This is a genomic window from Frankia sp. Allo2, from assembly GCF_000733325.1.
Classification (GTDB): domain Bacteria; phylum Actinomycetota; class Actinomycetes; order Frankiales; family Frankiaceae; genus Frankia; species Frankia casuarinae.
The window spans coordinates 338,325-358,111 of the sequence record NZ_JPHT01000001.1; the positions used below are offsets into that span (position 1 = coordinate 338,325).

At 72.0% G+C, this 19,787-nt stretch carries 14 protein-coding genes and 1 riboswitch; of the genes, 5 read left to right on the plus strand and 9 right to left on the minus strand.

Translation table 11 applies throughout. The annotated features are described in order from the left end of the window. Nucleotides 1–224 precede the first annotated feature (224 nt). Nucleotides 225–1,502 (minus strand): threonine synthase, encoded by a 1,278-nt coding sequence (gene thrC, locus ALLO2_RS01410; RefSeq protein WP_035729124.1) that lies wholly within the window; start codon nucleotides 1,500–1,502, stop codon nucleotides 225–227. 8 nt (nucleotides 1,503–1,510) lie between these two features. After that, a riboswitch (SAM riboswitch) is annotated at nucleotides 1,511–1,627 on the minus strand. A 207-nt stretch (nucleotides 1,628–1,834) separates the two neighbouring features. Between thrC and ALLO2_RS01415 the strand changes: the two genes are divergently transcribed. Further along, the gene (locus ALLO2_RS01415) at nucleotides 1,835–2,632 is read left to right on the plus strand and encodes an HAD family hydrolase (RefSeq protein ID WP_011438750.1); all 798 of its coding nucleotides are present in this window, start codon (nucleotides 1,835–1,837) and stop codon (nucleotides 2,630–2,632) included. A gap of 62 nt (nucleotides 2,633–2,694) precedes the next feature. Here ALLO2_RS01415 and ALLO2_RS01420 read toward each other — a convergent pair whose 3' ends face one another. Beyond that, nucleotides 2,695–4,236 (minus strand): trehalose-6-phosphate synthase, encoded by a 1,542-nt coding sequence (locus tag ALLO2_RS01420; RefSeq protein ID WP_051874767.1) that lies wholly within the window; start codon nucleotides 4,234–4,236, stop codon nucleotides 2,695–2,697. A gap of 173 nt (nucleotides 4,237–4,409) precedes the next feature. Between ALLO2_RS01420 and ALLO2_RS25300 the strand changes: the two genes are divergently transcribed. Beyond that, nucleotides 4,410–4,571, plus strand: coding sequence for a hypothetical protein (locus ALLO2_RS25300; protein WP_023840657.1), 162 nt, complete (start codon nucleotides 4,410–4,412; stop codon nucleotides 4,569–4,571). A gap of 54 nt (nucleotides 4,572–4,625) precedes the next feature. Here ALLO2_RS25300 and otsB read toward each other — a convergent pair whose 3' ends face one another. The 3 genes from otsB to ALLO2_RS01435 form a co-directional block, all read right to left on the minus strand. Further along, nucleotides 4,626–5,474, minus strand: coding sequence for a trehalose-phosphatase (gene otsB / locus ALLO2_RS01425; protein ID WP_023840658.1), 849 nt, complete (start codon nucleotides 5,472–5,474; stop codon nucleotides 4,626–4,628). A gap of 69 nt (nucleotides 5,475–5,543) precedes the next feature. After that, nucleotides 5,544–6,209 (minus strand): LytR C-terminal domain-containing protein, encoded by a 666-nt coding sequence (locus ALLO2_RS01430; RefSeq protein ID WP_023840659.1) that lies wholly within the window; start codon nucleotides 6,207–6,209, stop codon nucleotides 5,544–5,546. Between the two features lie 8 nt (nucleotides 6,210–6,217). Beyond that, entirely contained in the window at nucleotides 6,218–6,556 is a 339-nt protein-coding gene (locus ALLO2_RS01435) for a DUF3263 domain-containing protein (protein ID WP_023840660.1), read from the minus strand. A 308-nt stretch (nucleotides 6,557–6,864) separates the two neighbouring features. On the opposite strand from ALLO2_RS01435, the gene ALLO2_RS01440 reads away from it, so the two are divergent. Next, entirely contained in the window at nucleotides 6,865–7,242 is a 378-nt protein-coding gene (locus tag ALLO2_RS01440; RefSeq protein WP_049761025.1) for an RNHCP domain-containing protein, read from the plus strand. Nucleotides 7,243–7,249: 7 nt separating this feature from the next. Here the strand turns inward: ALLO2_RS01440 and ALLO2_RS01445 are convergent, their stop codons facing one another. Further along, nucleotides 7,250–8,506: a Glu/Leu/Phe/Val dehydrogenase gene (locus tag ALLO2_RS01445; protein ID WP_035729126.1), complete on the minus strand. Its 1,257-nt coding sequence runs from the start codon at nucleotides 8,504–8,506 to the stop codon at nucleotides 7,250–7,252. Between the two features lie 143 nt (nucleotides 8,507–8,649). Between ALLO2_RS01445 and ALLO2_RS01450 the strand changes: the two genes are divergently transcribed. After that, the gene (locus tag ALLO2_RS01450; protein WP_232234817.1) at nucleotides 8,650–10,161 is read left to right on the plus strand and encodes a glycosyltransferase 87 family protein; all 1,512 of its coding nucleotides are present in this window, start codon (nucleotides 8,650–8,652) and stop codon (nucleotides 10,159–10,161) included. Here the strand turns inward: ALLO2_RS01450 and mptB are convergent. Further along, on the minus strand, nucleotides 10,109–11,797 hold the full coding sequence (gene mptB, locus ALLO2_RS01455; RefSeq protein WP_023840662.1) for a polyprenol phosphomannose-dependent alpha 1,6 mannosyltransferase MptB: 1,689 nt from the start codon (nucleotides 11,795–11,797) through the stop codon (nucleotides 10,109–10,111). The two genes, ALLO2_RS01450 and mptB, sit on opposite strands and share 53 nt — an antisense overlap. A 266-nt stretch (nucleotides 11,798–12,063) precedes the next feature. Between mptB and ALLO2_RS01460 the strand changes: the two genes are divergently transcribed. Further along, nucleotides 12,064–13,713, plus strand: a complete 1,650-nt coding sequence (locus tag ALLO2_RS01460) for a hypothetical protein (protein ID WP_157493230.1) — start codon at nucleotides 12,064–12,066, stop codon at nucleotides 13,711–13,713. 94 nt (nucleotides 13,714–13,807) lie between these two features. On the opposite strand, the gene ALLO2_RS01465 is transcribed toward ALLO2_RS01460, so the two are convergent. Together ALLO2_RS01465 and ALLO2_RS01470 are read right to left on the minus strand one after the other, a co-directional pair. Beyond that, nucleotides 13,808–15,166, minus strand: coding sequence for a PP2C family serine/threonine-protein phosphatase (locus tag ALLO2_RS01465; protein WP_035729132.1), 1,359 nt, complete (start codon nucleotides 15,164–15,166; stop codon nucleotides 13,808–13,810). A gap of 270 nt (nucleotides 15,167–15,436) precedes the next feature. Beyond that, nucleotides 15,437–19,087, minus strand: coding sequence for a hypothetical protein (locus tag ALLO2_RS01470; protein WP_232234818.1), 3,651 nt, complete (start codon nucleotides 19,085–19,087; stop codon nucleotides 15,437–15,439). Between the last annotated feature and the right edge of the window lie 700 nt (nucleotides 19,088–19,787).

The following is a 19,787-nucleotide window of genomic DNA, read 5'->3' on the forward strand; positions in this document are numbered from 1 at the left end:
GACACAGCGCGGATCGGGCAGCCTCGCCGTTTCAGCCTTGGCACTCCCTAGGCGAGAGTGCCAGGTCTTGTTTAGCACTCGGCCTGGGTGAGTGCAAGCTGGCCCATGGTTCCGCGTGCCCGACGCCGATCCCCCGCGGCACCCCGCCGTCGTCCGCGGCCCTTCCGTTGGTCCGGCGTGGTCCACGAAGTTCGTCGAATGCGCTGTGCCGTGCCGGGCCCGAGTCAGTCGTCGCCGAGGCCGGCGGCCTCGAAGGCGCGCAGCGACGGCTTGATCGTCGCGGTCGGTCCGCCCGTCTCGACGAGGGGGTCGAGCGTCTTCAGCCCATCGCCGGTGTTGTAAAGGACGGTTTCGGCGGCCGGGTCGAGCAGCCCCTCGCGCAGCAGCCTGCGCAGGGTGGCCACGGTGACGCCACCGGCCGTCTCGCCGAAGACGCCCTCGGCGCGGGCGAGCAGCCGGATCCCGTCGATGATCTCCTCGTCGGTCACGTCCGTGATANCCCCGCCGGTCCGCCGAGCCACGTCGAGGGCGTAGGGGCCGTCGGCCGGGTTGCCGATCGACAGCGACTTGGCGATTGTGGCGGGCCGGACCGGGGCGACCGTCTCGACGCCGCGGGCGAACGCGGCGGCCACCGGGTTGCAGCCGGCCGCCTGCGCACCGAACACCCTGTACGGCGTCGGCTCGACCAGGCCGAGCCGGCCGAGCTCACCGAAGGCCTTGTCGATCTTTGTTAGCAGTGAACCGGAGGCGATCGGCACGACGACCTGCTCGGGCAGCCGCCAGCCGAGCTGCTCGGCGACCTCGTAGCCGAGCGTCTTGGATCCCTCGGCGTAGAAGGGGCGGACGTTGACGTTGACGAACGCCCATTCGTACTCTCCGGCCAGCTCGCTGCACAACCGGTTCACGTCGTCGTAGTTGCCCTGGATGGCGACCAGCGTCCCGCCGTACACCCCGGTGGAGACCGTCTTGCCAGCCTCGAGGTCGTGCGGTACGAGCACCACCGAGCGCAGCCCGGCACCGGCCGCGTGCGCCGCCACCGACTGCGCGAGGTTGCCCGTCGAGGCGCAGGCGACCGTGGTGAAGCCCAGCTCACGGGCGGCGGTGAGCGCCACGGAGACGACCCGGTCCTTGAAGGAGTGGGTGGGGTTGGCGCTGTCGTCCTTGATATAGAGCGTCTTCATCCCCAGCTCCGCGGCGAGCCTCGGGGCCGGGCGCAGTGGCGTCCAGCCGGCCCCGAGGGAGACCCGCCGCGCCGGGTCATGCCCGGCGGGCAGCAGCCCGACGTAACGCCACAGGTTCGCCGGACCACGTTCGATGGACTCTCGGGTCACACGAGCCAGCAGGTCCGGGTCGTAGGCGATTTCCAGAGGAGCGAAGCATTCCACGCACACATGCGTAGGGGACAGCGGGTAGGTGGCGCCGCAGTGCCGACAGGACAGCGAGACCGCGGGGTTCGCGACCTCGAGGGTGGGACTGGTGGCACGCTCGGGCGCGAGTGTCATGAAGAAGCTCCTCATCTTTCCCGGGGCAGTCTGCCACCAGGCCGGAATTAGCACCTGCCGCGCACGGGATGCGGGTGGTTGCCGGGGCTTCGCTGGGCCGTTCCCTCTGCCCCTCTGGATGAGCCAGATGAAGTTGTCTGTCCGTACTGTAGACCGTGCGCGGGTGGTCGTGCACCGGTGTTGCCTCTGGTTGTGGACATGATATGGGTCGGTCGGAGGTTTCTCGGTGTGGTCCCACCGGTGCGGGCGGGGCCTGCCCGCTCCTACCGGCCGCGCGTGCCCCCATGCCCGGAGATCGACCCGATCATGCCAGAGCCAGGGAGTCTGTAACAGTGAGTATCCGCGTCGTCTATACCGATCTTGACGGCACGATGGTCGGTCCCAAGGGTTGTTTCTTCCGGGCGGAGGGGGGAGCGATCACGCTGGAGCCGGCTCGCGCGCTCGCCGAGCTGCACGACGCCGGCATTGCGCTGGTTCTGGTCAGCGGGCGTACCCGTCCGCAGCTTCTCGAGGCCGCGGCGATCTTCGGTGCGGACGGGTTCATCGGGGAGCTCGGCGCGATCGTCGGCTGGAACGAGGGGCGCGACAGCGAGATCCTGCGCGGCGCGATGCCGCCCGACTTCGACCAGGTACCGGAGTACCTGCTCGACCGGATGGTCGAGCGCTACCCCGGGCGGCTGGAGCTGCACACCCCCTGGCACTCCGGCCGGGAGGTCGACGTCATGCTTCGCGGGAAGATCGACGTGTCGGAGGTCGACGGCTGGCTCACCGAGACCGGATTCTCCTGGTTGAGCATGCGTGACAACGGGCTGATCTCGCCGGTCCACATGCCTGATCTTGGGGTGAATCCGCACGTCTACCATCTGGTCCCGGACGGTGTGGGTAAGGGGGACGCGGTCGCCTACGACCTCAAGCGGCGCGGGGTGTCACCGGCCGAGGCGATCGCCATCGGCGATTCCGCCAGCGACCTGGCCATGGCTCCCCATGTCGGGCGGATGCACCTGGTCGCGAACGCGGTGCGGCACCCGGACATCGCCGCCCTGCTGACGCGGTACGACAACGTCACGGTCGAGGCGGGCCCGGTCGGCGCCGGCTGGGCCAGCGCGGTGCGAGCGGCCGCCGCCGTCTGAACGCCGCCGTCTGAACGCGGTCCGCGCGTCGACGTTCGGCCCCGGCAGGGCAGACCGGACGGTCACCGNTCGGCGGCGAGGGCGTGCAGTTGGTCAGCGAACCAGCGCTGGGGCGGTAGCCGCCCGGCGACGGCGGCCAGCTCCTCGGCGCGCCGACGCCGTTCGGGGGCGGGCATCGTCAGGGCGGCGTGCAGGGCCCGCGCGGTCGCCTGGATGTCGAACGGGTTGACGACCAGCGCCGCCGTGCCCATCTCCGCGCAGGCTCCGGCCTCCCGGGAGAGCACGAGGACGGCATCCCTGGTCGAGACGATCGGCCCCTCCTTGGCGACGAGGTTCATGCCGTCCCGGATCGGGTTGACGACGAGCACCTCCGCGAGCGAGAGGGCCGCGATCGACCGGGGGTAGTCGTCGGTGATCTCCAGCCGCAGCGGCAGCCAGGTGTCCGTGGCGAACTCGTCCTCGATCTCCGCGGCCAGGCGCTGCACCGCGGCGGTGTACTCCCGGTACTCCGGCAGATCGTGCCGTGACGGGTAGGCGCAGACCAGGTGCATCACCTTGCCGCGCCATTCCGGACGGGTGCGCAGCAGCTCCCGGTAGGCGTCGAGACCGCGGACGATGTTCTTGGACAGCTCGGTGCGGTCGACCCGGACGATGAGCCGCCGCCCGCCGGCCAAGTCGACCAGCTCGGCGGCCCGGGCGGCCACGTCGGTGGCGGCGGCCCGGCCAAGCAGCTCGTCCGCGCTGACGCCGAGCGGATGCACCCCGATCCGCACCGTTCGGTGCCGCCCGGCCTCCCGTCCCGACCCGGCTCCCCGTCCCGACCCGGCCGTCCCGATGGTCACCGCCCGCCGGTCGATCCGCAGTCCGAGGAGGTCGCGGCAGCATTCCTGGAACGCGTCGGCCCAGGCGTCGGTGAGGAACCCGAGCCGGTCGGCGCCGAGCATGCCGCGCAGGATCTGTTCGCTGACGTCGTCCGGGAGAATCCGGAAGTACTCCGGCGGTGCCCAGGGAGTGTGGCTGAAGTGGGCGATCCGCAGATCCGCCCGCAGCGCCCGCAGCCGGGCCGCGACCAGGGTCAGGTGGTAGTCCTGGATCAGCACCGAGGCGCCCGGGGCGGCCTCGTGCGCGAGAGCCTGGGCGAACATCTCGTTGTAGGTCTCGTACGCCTGCCAGTCGCGGCGGAACGCCGGGCCGAAGACCGGCTGCGACGCCGGCGCGTAGAGCAGGTGGTGGATGAACCAGAGCGTGCGGTTCGCGACCGCGTTGTAAGCGCGGTCGAAAACGACCTGGTCGACGTCGAGCATCCGGACGGCGGTGCCGTCGGTGTCGTGGCCGGCGAGATCGAGGCGGCCGGCAGGCGCGGAACGCGCCGCCCGGCGATCGGCGTCACTGAGGGCGGCACACACCCACGCCATCGGACCGTCACCGTTGTCGGCCGCCACCCGGCTGAGGCCACTGACGAGGCCGCCGGCGCCCCGCCGGATTCGCAGCCTCCCGTCGTCCCCGACGGCGAACGCCACCGGCCCCCGGTTGGAGGCGACCAGCACCCGCGCGGTGCCGGTCGGCCACAGCCGCGGCAGGGTGTCTTCCTCGGCTCCCGGCATCCGACGCACACTGCGGAGAGTAGGCCATCCGCTCAGCCCTGTACGCCGGTCCATCAAGATCGTATTTTTGGGCGGCGGAGGCTCACGAATCGGCGACAGATGTCTCACGGAAATGCCCCTGGCTCAGGTTTTCCATCCAGAGAGATCACGTACAGTAATGAATCATCGAGTTGGTGGCGCTGACGAACACGCACCGGCGGGTCGTCGGCATTGAGATGCTGGTCGGCCCGAACCGGCCGTACGGCGGTGGCGCCGAGCCCACCCTGACGGCGTGGATCCGCCTGCGGGAGGACGACCACCCGCCGGACACGAACCGGCTGATGCGGGTGGGATGAGCCCCGGGCGGGCTGAGCGCGCCCTGCGGGGATGAGCGAACAGGGCGCGGGCGGTCAGCCGCTGAGCCGCTCGACCAGCACCTCCAGCAGGGCGACCATCCCGGGGGGCCCGCCCACGACCAGGTCGGCGCGTTCGCGGATCACGTCCGGGACCTCCGGGCTGTCGCTGCACACGGTGATACCGGGCAGCCCGCCCGCCCGTAGCTCGTCGACGGCCTCGAATGCCGGCAGATCGCCGTAGTCGTCCCCGGCGACCAGCACCGAGCGCGCCTGGCAGGCCGCGATGAGCCTGCGCAGCGCACCGCCCTTGTCGTGCCCGGGCGGACGCAGCTCCAGCACTCGCTTGCCCGGTGCCGCCTCCATCCCATGGTCTTCGGCGAGGGCCGTCAACGCCGGCGTGAGCGCGGCGAGCGCCGAGTCCGGATCGGCGGTGCGCCGCACGTGTACCACCAGCGCCTGGTGCTTGTCCTCGACGGCGGTGCCGACCGGGGCGTCGCGGAGCAGTTCGGGCAGCGCCGCGCGGACCGCGGCGACACCGGGCAGCGGCTCGGGACTGCTGATCGCGCGGCTGCCCGAGTCCCAGCGTTGCAGTCCGTACTGGCCAAGGATGATCAGGTTCCCGAAGTCGGGGATCTTCTCCAGCCCGGTCAGTTTCAGCAGAGAGTCCACCGGCCGTCCGGTGATGATGGCGAGGGTGCCGATCTCATGGGAGATCCGGCGCAGCGCATCCATCGCCCCCGGCGCCGGGACGGCGTCCGACGGCCGCGGGACGATCGGCGCGAGGGTGCCGTCGTAGTCGAGGGCGATCAGGGCGCGTTCGGGCGCGGTGAGCAGGGCGGCGAGTCCAGCGCCCCCGGCGGGTGTGCGGGGGGCGGGNGGGCTGTTCGGCGCGGATTCGGTCACTGGGCCTTCCTCGGTCACGGGTCGAGGTGGTCGGGCGCCGGTGAGGAGCGCGGCGCGGCGGTCAAGTGATCATTTTTCCGGATGGGCGGGGAAGTCGCGGGTGATCACCAGGATCAGTGTGTCGGTGGAGACGATTCTGGTCTTCGACCGGGGCACGATGCTCTCGATGCCCGGCATCGCCTCCTTCAGGGCGCGGGCGGCGTCGGCGTCGGCGTCGTCGTAGAAGACCGTCGTCACCGGGACGTTGTAGATCGACTGGTAGTTGCCCACCCGCTCGACCCGGAACCCGGCCGACTCGACCTGCTTGGCGGCCACCTCGGCGAGTCCGGCGATCCGCGAGTTGTTCAGGACGACCACCGGGGCTGTGGCCTTTGGTCCCGGCGGGGCCGGCGGCTTCGTCGCGGTGGACGCGGACGGCGCCGGCGTCGGTTTCGGGGACGCCGGCGCCGTCTTCGTGGCCCTCGGGCCGGGGGCCGGGGCCGCCGCGCGGTGCGGCGGCGGGGCCGGAGTGGTCCGGCCGCCGCCGGCTTGGTCCGTGCCCGGCCGCGCCGAGCGCGTCGGGGCCGCGACCTGGGTGGTGGAGCCGTCCGTGTTGGACGAGCCGTTCAGCAGATTGACCACCAGGATGCCCGCGAGTACGGCGAGAACCGCGACGACGCCCGCGCCGAGGGTGTGGAGCCGGTCCGGGCGCCACCGGTGGGGACGCCGCTGCGGTGCGTTCGTGGCATGTGTCATGCGTGGTCTTACCTCTCGGCCCGGTCATGTCGGCCGGATCGGGCCGCCCGGCGTTGCTCCCGCAGCCGGCGCAGCCGGCGGACCAGCATCGGATCGGCTATCAGCGCGGCTTCCGAATCGATCAGCCGGTTCAACAACTGGTAGTAGCGTGTTGATGACAGTCCGAACTCGACCCGGATCGCCTCCTCCTTGGCTCCCGGGTGACGCCACCAACCCTGCTCGAAGCGCAACATGCGACGATCGCGATCGGACAGTTCGTTCGGCGGGACGTCCGCCCGCGCCGGTTTCTCGGGCGCCGGTTTCTCGGGCGGCAGTCTCTCGGGCGGCAGAGGATGTGCTGCCTCCACAGCGGGACCTCCTCGGGACGCATCCGGGACGATGGGCGCGATGGTGCGCCGACGTACCACGCCCGGTATGGTGCGCCGCCCACTATTTCACCCCGTGGGTCCGACATCTTCGGCGTCTCCGGCGACACACGTCCCGCCCACGGCCCGGCCGCCCGGCGCGGATACGATGAGATGTTCGCGGGAGGCCCCCACCCGGTTCCGGCCAGCTCCGAGTTCCGGCCAGCTCCGAGGGCCCCGATTGGCTACCGTTGGCGCTGATTGACTTCCGGGCAGGCGGGGCACGCCGTGTGGTGGCCTACCCTTGGCCGGTGAGCCGGCGCTTCACCCGCACCACCGAGGACTTCGTCTGCCTGGTCTGCGCGACGGCCGTGCGTGGTGACGGGTACACCAACCACTGCCCGTCCTGTCTGTCGTCGCGGCACGTCGACGTCAACCCCGGCGACCGGGCGGCGCGGTGCGGCGCTGTGATGCGGCCGGTCGCGGTGGAGAGCCGTACGCACGATCTGGTCATCACGCACGTCTGCGAGCGGTGCGGGCATCGGCGCCGCAACCGGTCCGTCCCGGCGGACGATCACGACACGCTGCTGGCGGTCGCCGCCGCGGCCGCGCAGGCTGCGACGGCCCCAGGGCTGCCGGCCCCAGGGGCACGACCGCCGCGCCGCCCGGGGCGCGCGCGGCGGTCATGACCGCCGGTCAGGGATACAGACCCCGGGTCCGGTGGGCGTCGGCCACCCGGCCGACCCCGATGACGTGCGCGGCGTTGCGCATGCTGATCTTCTGGGTCGTGGCCAGCAGGGAGACCTCGCGGTACGCGCGGTCCATCAGCGCCCGGAGCCGGTCGCTGACCTCGTCCTCGGACCAGAAATACGCCTGGATGTCCTGCACCCATTCGAAGTACGAGACCGCCACCCCGCCGCCGTTGGCGAGGATGTCCGGCACCACCAGGACGCCCCGGTCGTCCAGGACCTGGTCGGCCTCGGCGGTCACCGGGCCGTTGGCACCCTCGACGATGATCGGCGCGCGGACCCGGTCGACGTTCTCGACCGTGATGACGCCCTCCAACGCCGCGGGGACGAGCACGTCGACGTCGAGCTCCAGGAGCTCGTCGNTGGTGATCGTGTCGGTTCCCGGGTAGCCGACGACCGTCTCCGCGCCGCCGGCGAGATGGCGGATGAGGGCGGCCGGGTTGAGTCCCTGCGGGTTGTAGATCCCGCCCTTCACGTCCGAGACCGCGACCACAGTGCAACCGGCGTCGTGCAGGTACTGGGCCGCGAGCGCCCCCACCTTGCCGAAGCCCTGGACCGCGATCGTCATCGCGTGCGGGTCGCGCCCGGTCTCGCGCAGCGCGGCGAACACCGAAAGCTGCNCCCCCAGGCNGGNCNCCCCGNCCCGNCNGGNGNAACCGCCGATGGACAGCGGTTTGCCGGTTACCACACCGGTGGTGGTGTACCCGGTGTGCGCCGAGTAGGTATCCATGATCCAGGCCATGGTCTGCTCGTCGGTGCCCACATCCGGTGCCGGGATGTCCTTCTCCGGTCCGATCAACGGGACGAGTTCGGCGGCGTAGCGCCGGGTCAGGCGTTCGCGTTCCGGCAGGGAGAGCATCGCCGGTTCCACCGCGATGCCGCCCTTGGCCCCGCCGTAGGGGATCCCCATCAGCGCGCACTTCCAGGTCATCCACATCGCCAGCGCCTTGACCTCGTCGAGGTCGGTGGTTGGGTGGAAGCGGATCCCTCCCTTGCCCGGGCCACGGGCGAGGTTGTGCTGGACGCGATAGCCGGTCAGCACGGTCAGCTGACCGTCGTCGCGCTGTAGCGGAACGCTGACGGTGATCGCCCGGCGGGGCGTGCGGAGCAGGTCGTGCATACCGTCGTCAAGGCCCAGATGACGAGCCGCGTTCGCCAGTTGAACGCAGGCCGTGTCCCATGCTGAGCCGGATCCGAGGATCACAGGCACCTCCGCGGCGCGTTTCGAGCCACCCTTCGCCGCCGAACGCGCCGCCCGGTCCGCCGGCCACGGCGCGCTCCGTTGCGCGCCGCGGTGGTGACTCGATATGGCGCAAACAATAGGTGACGGGAGATGCCGTCCGTCAGGTGCGCGCAGGGCGCGCCATCGCCCACCAGGCACCTGCGGGTACGGTCGCGAGCGTGCGCGCGGACCCGTCGAGCCGCCTCCCGGTGCCGCGGCGCGCCGGGGGGCCGGCTTTGTCCGCACCCGGACGGCCGGCCGCGCTCGCTCGTCCCGGAGCCGGCACCCCCGACCGGTCAGCCCGGCGCCTCTGGGCATGGTGGCTGGTCAGCCGTGCCGTCCTCGTCACCCTGGTGGTGACCGACCAGGCGTTCGGCATGCAGCAGAGCGTGCTCGGCGATCTACACATCTATGCGGAGTGGGGCCGCGGGCTCAGTCGCGGCGAGGGGATGCCCACCGGTGACGACCGTTGGCAGTATCCGCCGGGCGCGGCAGTTGTGTTCGTGTTGCCCGACGTAACTCACGCCTATCTGGGATTGCCCTATCGAGCGGTGTTCGTCGGGATGATGGTGGCCGTCGACGCCGTCCTGACCGCCGCGCTGGTGCGTCGCTCGGTCCCGGCGGCGGGGTTCTGGGTGGCGGGTCTCACCGCGTTGGGACCGGTGGCGCTGGCCCGTTTCGATCTGCTGCCGGCCGCGGCGGCGGTCGCGGCCGTGCTCGCGCTCGCCGCGGGCCGGTTCGGCCGGGCGGGATTTCATCTCGCCGCGGGTGCGCTGCTCAAGATCTGGCCGGTCCTGCTGCTGATCGCCCTGTCCCGTCCGCCGCTCCGGTCCCCGGGTCGGTCGGCGTCCATCGATCCGCCCCCCGATCCGCCCCCCGGCCGGCCCACCGGTCGATTCCCGGCGCCCTCGCCGGACTGGTTGCGTCTTGCCGCCGGCGTCCTGTGCGCCGTCGGGGGGCTCGCGGCGCTGTTCGCGCTCACCGGGTGGTGGCGGGACGCGTTCGGGTTTCTCGGCGCGCAGCAGGCCCGCGGACTACAGGTGGAGGCGGTGGCCGCGACGCCGTTCGTCGTCGCCCACATGCTCGGCCATGGAACGGCACCCGGCTATTCCTACGGTTCGCTCCAGTTCGACACCCCGCTGGCCCGCGGCGTGGCCACCGCATGCTCGTTGACCGAGATCGTAGTGATCGCCATTTCGGCCCTGTGGTGGTGGGGGTGGGCGCGTCCGCCCGCGGCGGCGGACGGCGCGGGCCGGGCCGGTGTGCTCGTGGGGCGCACGCTCGCGCTGCTGCTTGTCGTGGTCGTGACCGCCCGCGTGCTCAGCCCGCAGTACCTCGTGTGGATCATGGCGCTCGTCGCGGTCTGGATCGCGATGGCCCGGCCCGCCGGCTCCGGCGGCCTGACCGTCCCGGCTGGTGGACCGGCTGCCCCCGTCCCGGCCGGTGGACCGTCGTGGCGGTGGGTGGCGCTGCTGCTGATCTGCGTTGTGCTCTCCCAGGTCGTCTATCCGTGGCGGTACAACGACGTCGTCCAGGGACGGATCATGATGAGCCTGGTCCTGGTGGTCCGCAACGTCGGACTGGTCACCGTCTGCGGGTGGGCGTGGCGTGCCGCCGCCGGATCGCGACCAGCGTGATGACCGTTCCCGCGGCCGCAAGGCCGGCGCAGCCGATGACGGCCAGGGACGTCTCGACGCGCCCGAGCAGCCGCCAGGTCGCGGCGAGCGGCGCGAGGGTCGTCAGGCACAGCCAGGCCGACGTGACGACCACCAGGGCGATGGTCCACCCCCCGACCCCCCCGACGATCCGCTCGACGGCCGCCCCGAGACGCCTCATGCGGCGTGGTTGCATCCCCGGCGTCCTGGGACGGGCCGTTCCAGGGTGGGGCGTCGGCGGGGTTGACCGGGCGAGGGCCACGACGACCGCGAGTGCCGGCAGGCACAGCGCGAGGTACCAGGGGTAGAGCACCGGGCTGCCGAGCGCCACCGCCAGCCCGCCGTAGCCGAGCACGATCAGGTCGTGCCGACGGCCGGTGTACCCGTCCCGGTCCCGCCAGGCGCGCAGGGCGAGCCAGGCCACCACCAGCGCCGCGCCGGCCAGGCACAGGGCCCGAGTCGCCCGCTGCGTTTCGGCGCCGGACGGATGGCGGCCGACCGGACCAAGCATGCCGTCGACCCCGTCGACCGCCGCGGCGAGAATCGAGGCCGGTGCGGTCCCCGTGGTCAGGGTGCCCGACGTGGACAACGCGTGGATCCAGGTCGGGCCGAAGCCGCCAGCCACCATGCTCAGCCCCGCGGCGAGCGCGACCGCGGCGGCATCGGCCGCGAGCAGCACGGCGCCGGCGCGGATCGGACGCCGCGCCGACCGGGCGGCCCGCAGATGCGCCAGCACCAGCCAGGCGACGCCGAGGAGGGCGGTCGCCTTGACGCTTCCGGCCACGCTGACCAGCGCCGTCGCCGCGGCGCCGAGCGCGGCCTGCCGAGCCGTCGGCGTGCTCCTTCCCTCCGGGCCGGGCGCCGGTGCCGAGGCGAGCCGTCGGCGGTCCACCACCAGCGCCGCCACGAGCAGCGCCGCGGCCGTTGCGTCGAGGTGGGCTCCGCCGATCAGGTGCACGACGACGACCGGATTGGCCGCGACGAGCACCATGACCAGGGCCCGTCGGCCCGGCTCCGGTCCGGCGAGCCGTAGCGTCAGGACGACCATCGCGATCGTTGCGAGGATCGCGACTATCTTGAGCAGCGCGACCGTCCCGGCCGGCCCGCCGCCGAGGGCCGCGGCGCTCTTCTCCACGGTGACCGCGGCACCGCCATAGGGCGCATGGGTGTTCCACCACCGGGGGTCAACGGCCCGGACGAACGCCGAGCCCGAGCCCTCGGCGGTCAGCAGGGCGGAGACGCCGTGTGTCGCCGGATCCAGGCCGAGCCTCGCCAGCTCACCCTGAGCGGCGTAGGCGTAGATGTCCCGGCTGAACAGTGGTGGGCCCACCGCGAACGGGAGGCTCCAGACGATCCACGCCGCGAGGGCGGCCCGCGGGGAGGTGCGGCCGGCGATCGTCGCGCGCACAAGTCCGCCCCAGCACAGACACAGAGTGATGATGCCCAGGGCCGCCAGGCCGGCCAGGACGCCCCTTGCGGTATCCGACGAGGCCGCCGATGGGAGAATGCCCCACCAGGAGGAAGGGTCGGTCGTGTGCGGATCGCGCGAACCGAGCCGACCCTCGCTCATCATGGCCACGACCGCGGCGCCGCCACCGGCGAGGACCAGCAGGGTCACCCTGGTCGGGGCCAGGATGCCGGCCGGTCGGGGCCTGCCGCTGCCCGGTCCGGACGGGACGGGCGCGGCCTGACGCCGCCCGCGGGGCAAGCTGTCGGGTGATGACCGGTCGGAGACGGCGGATGGACTGTCGTCGGTGTGTGGGGGGGTCGCGGGTGACAACGCTCGCGACCCCGGGTTCCCCGCCTGACGCCATCTCGGGGGGGCGGACGGCGTCGACCGCCCCGGCGACGGGTGGGCCCGGGCACCCCGGGTCGGAGCCTCGCGTGGCCACACTGCCCCAGACCCCTTCCATCGCCCTCGAGCCGCCGCGGCACCGCGGACCGCTCGTGCGGGGTGTTCTCGCTGTCGTCGTGGCGGTTCGCCGCTGGCCCTGGNTTCTGACCGCCGCGCTCTGCCTGCTGTGCGTCGGTCTTGGCATCACCGGTCCGGACACCCCCGCCCAGGAGTACCGGGTCTGGCTGTTCCGGCACGGCGGAGTGGTGCTCTGGGATGATCAGTGGTACGGCGGTCACACCATCCCCGGCTACAGTGTGCTGTTCCCCCCGCTCGGTGCGCTTGTCGGGGNACAGCCGCTCGGCGCGATCTCCTGCGTCGCCTCGACGATGATCGTGACCCGGTTGCTCCGCGGTCCTGGCCGGCGGACCGGGCATGATCTGGTCCTCGTCTGGTTCGCGGTCTCGACGGTGGCGAACCTCGTCGTGGGCCGCATGCCGTTCGCGCTCGGGATGACCTTCGGTGCTCTGGCGCTGGTCGGCGCGCGGGAACGGCACACGAAGCTGACCTGGATCGGCGCGGTCCTGTCGTCGCTGGCGTCTCCGTTGGCCGGCGGCTTCGTGCTGCTCGTCGGCCTCGCGTTGCTGCCGACGATCGGATGGCGCCGGGCGCTCCCGTTCGCCGGCGCCGGATCCGGCATCATCGTCGCGCTCGCGTTTCCCGAGGACGGGTACCAGCCCTTTCCCGCGCTCACCTTCCTGTCGCTGCTGACCCTCATCGCGGTCGGCCTGCTCGTCGTGCCCGGGCACGCCCGGCTCATCCGGCCCATCCGGCACGGCCTGTTGCTCTGGGCGGCCGCGGCAGTGGTCTTCTTTTTCGTGCCCACCCAGATCGGCGGAAACATCACCCGACCGGCGACGCTGCTCGCCGGCCCTACCGCGGCGTTGTTGCTCGCCGAACGCCGCCGCGTCCTCGCGGTCGTGGCGATCCCGCTGATCGGCTGGCAGATCGGGCCGGTGCACGGGGCGCTGCTTGTCCACGGCGATCCGTCCGGGTCGAAGGCCTATTACACCGAGCTCCTCGACTACCTCGACCGCGGCGCACCGGTGTCGGCCGGGCGGGTGGAGATCCCCTTCACCCGGGCCCACTGGGAGGCGCGCTTCGTCGCCCCGTCCGTACCCATGGCCCGCGGCTGGCTGCGCCAGCTCGACAGCAAGTACAACGCGCTGTTCTACGACGGGACACTGAACGCCGAGACCTACCACGAGTGGCTGCTCGCCCGCGGCATCCGCTACGTCGCCCTCCCCGACGTCGAGCTGGATCCCTCCGCGGTCGCCGAGGCCAGGCTGCTGCGAGCCGGTCTGCCTTATCTCGATCTCGCCTGGCAGAACGCGCACTGGAAGGTGTGGCTCGTCACCGACTCCCCGGGCCTGGTGCAGGGACCGGCCTCGCTCACCGAACTGGGGGTGAGTTCGGTCGCGGTCGACTTCCACGCGCCCGGGGTCGCCACGGTGCTCGTGCACTACACCCCCTACTGGCAGCTGTCGGGGGGCACGGCGTGCGTCTTCCGGGCGGCCGGGGGCTGGACGGGCATTCTCACCGAGTCGTCCGGACCGGTGCGCCTGTCCGCCCGGCTGTCCGTCGACGGCCTGACCCGCGCCAGCGCCCTGGACTGCCCGGTCGGTCAGCGCGTCTCCTGACTTCTCGGGGCGGCTGTCGGCGGGTCTCAGCCCGTCTATCTAGGACGTCCGGACACCGGGCCGGACGACCGGGTGTCCGGGNGTCCGGACGAACTCACCGGGCGGCGGGTTCGGACACCAGATCCGCGACGACGATGGTGGTGTCGTCCCGGGCACCGGCCAGCAGGGCCGCTTCGACGAGCGCGTCCGCGGCCCGCTCGGGCGGCTCGGGCCCCAGCGCGCTCAGCAGGCCGTCGAGCTGTTCCGGGCTCATCACCTTGGTGATGCCGTCGCTGGCGAGAACGACCCGGTCACCGGCGCGGACCGGCTCGCTGAAGATGTCCGCCTCGATCTCGTCAGCGAGCCCGACGGCGTTGAGCAACGGACCGTTACGGATCGCGTGCGGCGTGGTCAGTGCCCGCGGCCGTCCCTTGCCGGGCTGCAACCACACCGAGCTGTCGCCCACGTGTGCGACGGTGAGGTACTCGCCGGTGCTCTGCTGACGCCCGAGGATGACGACGTCCAGCGTGCAGGCCATGCCGAGCCAGGCCGGCTCCTCTCGAGCCCGGGTCCGGACCACCCAGTTCGCCCGTTCCANGGCCTTGCGCAGGCCCTNGAGCGGATCCTCGGCGTACTGCGGGCGGAAACCCGCCACCGTGGTGACCGTCAGCGTGGACGCGATCTGGCCGGCAGCCTCGCCACCGACCCCGTCCGACACCGCCAGCAGCCCGTCGACGACGACGAACGCGTCCTCGTTGGGACCGCCGCGTTTGCCCCGGCGGGTGCGCCCCGCGGCGGCGAGTCGCAGCGCGGCGGCCGTCGTCTGCTCCGGCTCGATCGCCATGAGATCGCCCGTCTGCCCCCTCGGGGGAGCGGGCGGAGCCACGGGGATGGTCGTCGCCGTGGGGGAGCTCTCCCACGGCGTGTCCTCAACCGTTCGGGTTGACTCGGCGCCGCGCGGAGCCGGCGCGTGTTCCCCGGGTGGCGGGAGGGGATAGTCGCCGGTCGCCGGGTCGTAGTAGCGGGTGGCATCCGCCCGTTCGTCACCGAAGGCACCGGGCCCGAGGTGCGGCTGACCGGCGGGCGGTGGCGTCCAGCCGGTGGAGTCGGGATCGCGGTCGCCTTCACCGCCGCCGACGGAAACCTGCGAGGTCACATCCCCTCCCCATGCCGCGCCTGCGTCCGGGACGCCGCTCGCGCTGTCCGCTGACCTGTCCGCCGTGTTGCCCGTCGCACCGGTTGCCGAGGAGACCGGCGCCGGCTCGGCGAAGCCGGGCACGATCCCGTCGGGCGGGGTGGCGTCAGAGCTGTCACGGATCGGCACCGTACCGTATCGGTGGCGCTGATGGTCGAGGCCACGAGAGCGTCGCTGGTTCTCCCCGGGCCGGACGGGCCGGTTGTTGAGGATGACGAAGACCAGCCCACCCACCAGCAGCATCACAATGAGCATGATCGGTACCAGCGGGCTACCCATGGCCTCCGTCCTCGCCGTAGCAATTACGATCACGCTGTAGGACGTGTCGCCAGCCGTCTTCCTTCATACCTAAAGGCATCAACTCAGAAGAGACCGGGTATGTGTCGCGACACTGACACAAGTGCTGAGCATTGTTCCAGACTTGGGCGCGGCCGAGTAGGGCCGACGCCCGGGCGGCCCCGCCGAGAGGCGGGCGCCACGAAGGATGCCTCCGATGAACGGTGACGGCCCGTATCGGGGGGCGCGAGACGGTGATTGTTCGCCGCCGCATCAACGCGTCACGGTGATGAAGATCATCAGGGTCAGGCACAACGTCACGGCGGTCACGGCGACTCTGGTGGTCATGGCGGTCGTGGCGCGCCACGGGAGCAGGCGGCGGCGCCTGAGCGGTGCGGGTCGGCCGATCGCGGCGATCACCTGGCTCTCGACGAAGCCGGGCAGCTCGCTCGCGGCCCGCAGCCGCGGGTCGTCGGGGAGGTAGAGCGCCACCAGCCGGCGCACGACGCGTTCCAGGTCGGCGGGGAAGGGGTGATCTGCCTCCGATCCCCGCACTGTTCGGCGGAAGTNCCTCTCCGCCGCTCTGGCCNACTCCGGACCCGTCAACGGCCCCTCCTCCGGATGGGCGGTTTCCTGGCCCGGGGCACCGTCCCGGCGGATAACCTCGTGCAGATCCCAGGCGTCGTCCCAGTTCGGAACGTGTCGGACCAACAGCCCGAAGATGCGGGCCGCGTTCGGCTGGCCAAGCTGGCAGGCTCGGAGGAAGGCGATCGCCGGATCGGGACCATCCGGCCAGGTCGGCGGAATGCGGGCGGTGAGCTCCGCACCCAGGACACGTAGATCGTTCTCGAGTGCTCCTGGTGCTCCTGGCGGACCGGGTTCGTGGGACGCGCCGGGCAGGTAGAGGCCGGCGATGCGCCGCACGGTCTGCATCAGCGGCCCGTCGCCTCGTCCCGACGCGGCCTCGACCGCGACCAACCGCTCGAAATACGGGCGCGCACCGGCTCCGAGTACCTCCGCCTCATGTGCCCGCGACGTGGGCCGGCCGGGTGGCCCGACCGGGGAGGCCCCCGCGTAGGCGATGTCATCGCGGATGTCCTCGGCGGTATGCCATCCCGGGGCGTAGAGAACGAGCAGCCGGAACGCATCAGCTCCCCGGGCATGGGTTTCGCGCAGCAGACGCACGACTTTCGCCGCGGCCGACTCCGGGGGCCACCGCGACCCGCCACCCGTCGGTGCGGCGCCTGTCACCACCTCGTCTGCCAGGGCTCTGGCGAATTCGAAACCCTCGGGCAGGCCGAACAGGTCGAAGAGGGCCCGCAGCGTCTGATGGATCAGATCGATGCGGCGCCCGGCCCAGACGGCGGGGTCTACCGCGGCCGCCGGGATCGCGAGCGCGGCGAGCCCCGCGACCAGCCGGGTCAACATCTCCACGACTTCGCGCTGCATCGTCGTCACCGCGCGGTGCACCGCGTCGATGTAGGCGGCGCGGTCGTGGTCGCTCTGGTAGGCGTCCGGGGCCAGCCGTCGAGTGATGGCCTGAGTGACGTCGCTCGCGGCGCGGGCCAGGACATCGGTACGGTGGCCGGGTGGGCGTTGAGAGACCGTTCCGAGAGGAGACCGGGCGGGCTCGCCGCGCTGCGGCAGGGTGCAGTGCAGCAGGTCACGTAGCGCGGCGAGCTCGCGGAGTTCGGTGGGTGACTCGAGCGGATCGACGAGAGGGTCGTACGCCGCGTCGCTGAGGGAGATACCCAGCGGGACGCCCAACGCGGCGAGCAGCCGGTCGATCGGGTGCAGACGATCGTCCCAGTACGACCACTCCTGCCGATACGCCTCCGCGACGTGTCGGATGACGGCGTTCCCCGCGTCCCGTTCCAGCCGTTCCAGGTGCCGCCGTTCCCCTGGGCCCGGATCGGTTGGCTGCGCGGTGGCCGATTCCGGGGTGGCGGGCGGCGGCGTGGCAGGTCGGGGGACGCGGCGCACGGTGACGGGGAGTCGGGCGGGTCGGGAAGCAGCGGTAGGCGACGCCGACAGGTGGTCCGGTCGGGCGGCGCGCAGCGCCTCGACGGTCTCCGTGGCCAGCCGGATCGCGTTGTCGCGCGCGGAGGTCATCCGGTATCCCGAGAAGATCGACTCCAGGGCGACCGCGAGCAGCGGGACTGCCTGGCGCAGTGGCTCGTCCCGGCGTGGTGGCTCGTCGTGGACCTGTGCGGGCGAAGGAACCCGCAACGCGGCGAGTTCGTCCGCGAGGGCGGAGATTGTTCCTTCGACCTGGCGCTGCTCCTCGGAGACCGCGTTGGCGACCGCGTTGGAGATTTTGTCGATCATCCGGCCGGCCGGCTCCTCCTCCCGCAGCCGGCCCAGAATGACGCCGACGATCTCCTCGCGCAACCGTTCCCGGGGCCCGGGGCCCGCTGCCCGGGCCGCTGGCACGAGCCCGCCGCCCGGGCCGGCGACGGGGCCGGCCAGCAGCCCCGCGACCCGGCGCAACTGACCGCGCAGCCGCTCCACGCTCGCCAGGTCCGCCGGCAGACCTACCGGTTCGATGAGGGCGGTGAAAAGACGGCGCACGGGGTCCGCGGCCGTGCCCTGTTCGGCGGAGCTCGACCAGTTCGAAGCCCGCAGGCGTTCGTACCGTTCGCGGAGGTGTTCGCGGACGGCGAGCGCTCCGGCGCCTGTCGTCGCTGCCGGTGCCGGATCGCCCGGCGCGGCCGGGGCCGTCGAGTGTCCCAGGCCGACGGCATCGGTCGTGGTCGAGAGGGGTGCCGGATCCGGGGGACCCGACGTACCCGAACCACTCGCGGTACCCGGGACGCCCGTACGCGGAGCACCCGCGGTATCCGCGAGGGTGGCCAGGTCGCCGCCGGGCGGCGGCGCGGTGGTCCTCTCGACCCCGTTCTCCATCACCCGCCGGCACCAGGCTTCCGGCCGGCTCGGGTCGAACATCTCGTCACCGACCAGGGCCAGCAGGTCGCCGATTCCCCGCATCCCACCGCGGCCGTGGAGGTCCACGAGCAGCCGGGCGGCGGCGGTCATGATCGGTGGAGCGTCCGGCCCGACCCGCGGATCCACGTGGATCGCGGCAGGCTCCCCGTTGCCGGCACACTCTGGTTCGAACGGGACAAACAGGAACCGCGGGCCTGGCTCGTCGGTGTGCCGCGCGCCCGAGGGGGTGGCGCCTGAAGGGACGGTGGTCGCATGCGTGGAGAAGGTCAGCCGGTAGGGCAGAACGCCTTCGAGGATCTCCACCAGGGCCCACATCAGCATGAGCGCCTCATCCGAACCGGTGTGGGCCACCACGAAGGGACGCTCGGCCCGCGACCATGCCAATACCGTCGCGATGAGCGTGACGAGCCGATCGCGCCGCACCCCCGCGCGCGCCGACTGGCGCAGGGTCCGCTCGCCCGTCCGCCGGCGTGCGGTGAGGTCGCGCAGGTGCAGGGGAGCCAGCCGCGGGATGGTGCGGGAGTTCCCCACCACGACCCCACCCGCCGCGTACAACGCGAGCCCCACCCGTTCGGTCAGATAGTCCGCCCGGCCGATCAGGATGTGGGCACGCAGCCGAGCCCGGCTGTCGCCGCCGCGTTCCGGGATCCGGATCCGGTGCACGAGCGCCGCCTCCGGGATGCGGTGCGGATCCCTCGCCGTAAGATGATCCGGCGCCTCGGGATGATCCGGAGATCGGATGAGGTAGGCGAGCGCCGACGGTGGGTGGGGGACCCGGCTCTCGTCGAGCTCGACCTCGCCGGCGAGAAGCCCGCTCCAGGACCTGGTCACCGTGGAGCCCAGGGAGCTCGCCGCCGGGAGGTGACCCTCGCCACCCGTCCTGCTTCGGCGCGGCCAGGCATAGATCATCTGGTCGAGCCGCGTTGCCTCCGCCGCCCGGCCGGACCGCGCCATCGACGTCCCCAGGTGATCGATCACGGTAGACACCCGTTCCGCCGGACCCGGCGGCGTCGCTGAACGTGCCAGCCGCGACAAGCGCCGAGGACGACGGATCCGGCGGCGACGCCTTCCCGGGCGTCTTNAAANCCGCTCGCACCCGCCGGTGATACTTTCTTCCGGGGACCGTAATACCGGGCCGCGTAATGCTGGTCCCGTCCGAAAATCCTGGTCATAGCGGGTGGGCCTGAGGGCAGGAGCCCCCTGGCCGCTCGCTGCTTCTCAGCCAATGGTCGCCCCCCAGACGGCGGTCCCTCAGCCGGGCATTGATCGTGCTATCCCGGTGAATTGTGGCGTGCTGGCGGAAAAATATTCCTGGCGCCTGGTGGATGTCCAGAGGAGTCCTGAAAAATCGGCCTTGCGATCGCTGCCGGCCCGTCGGTTGCGATCCTTCCGTGGGGTGTGCCGTCGCTCCCGCCCGAGGAAGGATCGGCAACCGGGCCCAGGGTCGTACCCCCGACGAAGTTCTGTAGTGCCCGCTGCCGCGCCGCCGGTATACGCGTGCGCCGGTGAACTTCCGCGGTCGTCCTTTCGTCGCATGGTGGGTCGCCGTTGTATCCATGATGTTGACATGATGTTATTCGGCTCGTTCGTCGTCCCGGATGTGCCCGCCACCGCGCGGGCGCGGTTTGTTCGCGGAATTGGCGGGATCCATCGAGCTGATCGGTGCAGCGGCGGTGGT

Bases quoted from the DNA above. Each gene is read 5' to 3' on its own strand.
- ALLO2_RS01430 (WP_023840659.1), bottom strand. From the start codon at position 6,209: ATGACACATGCCACGAACGCACCGCAGCGGCGTCCCCACCGGTGGCGC.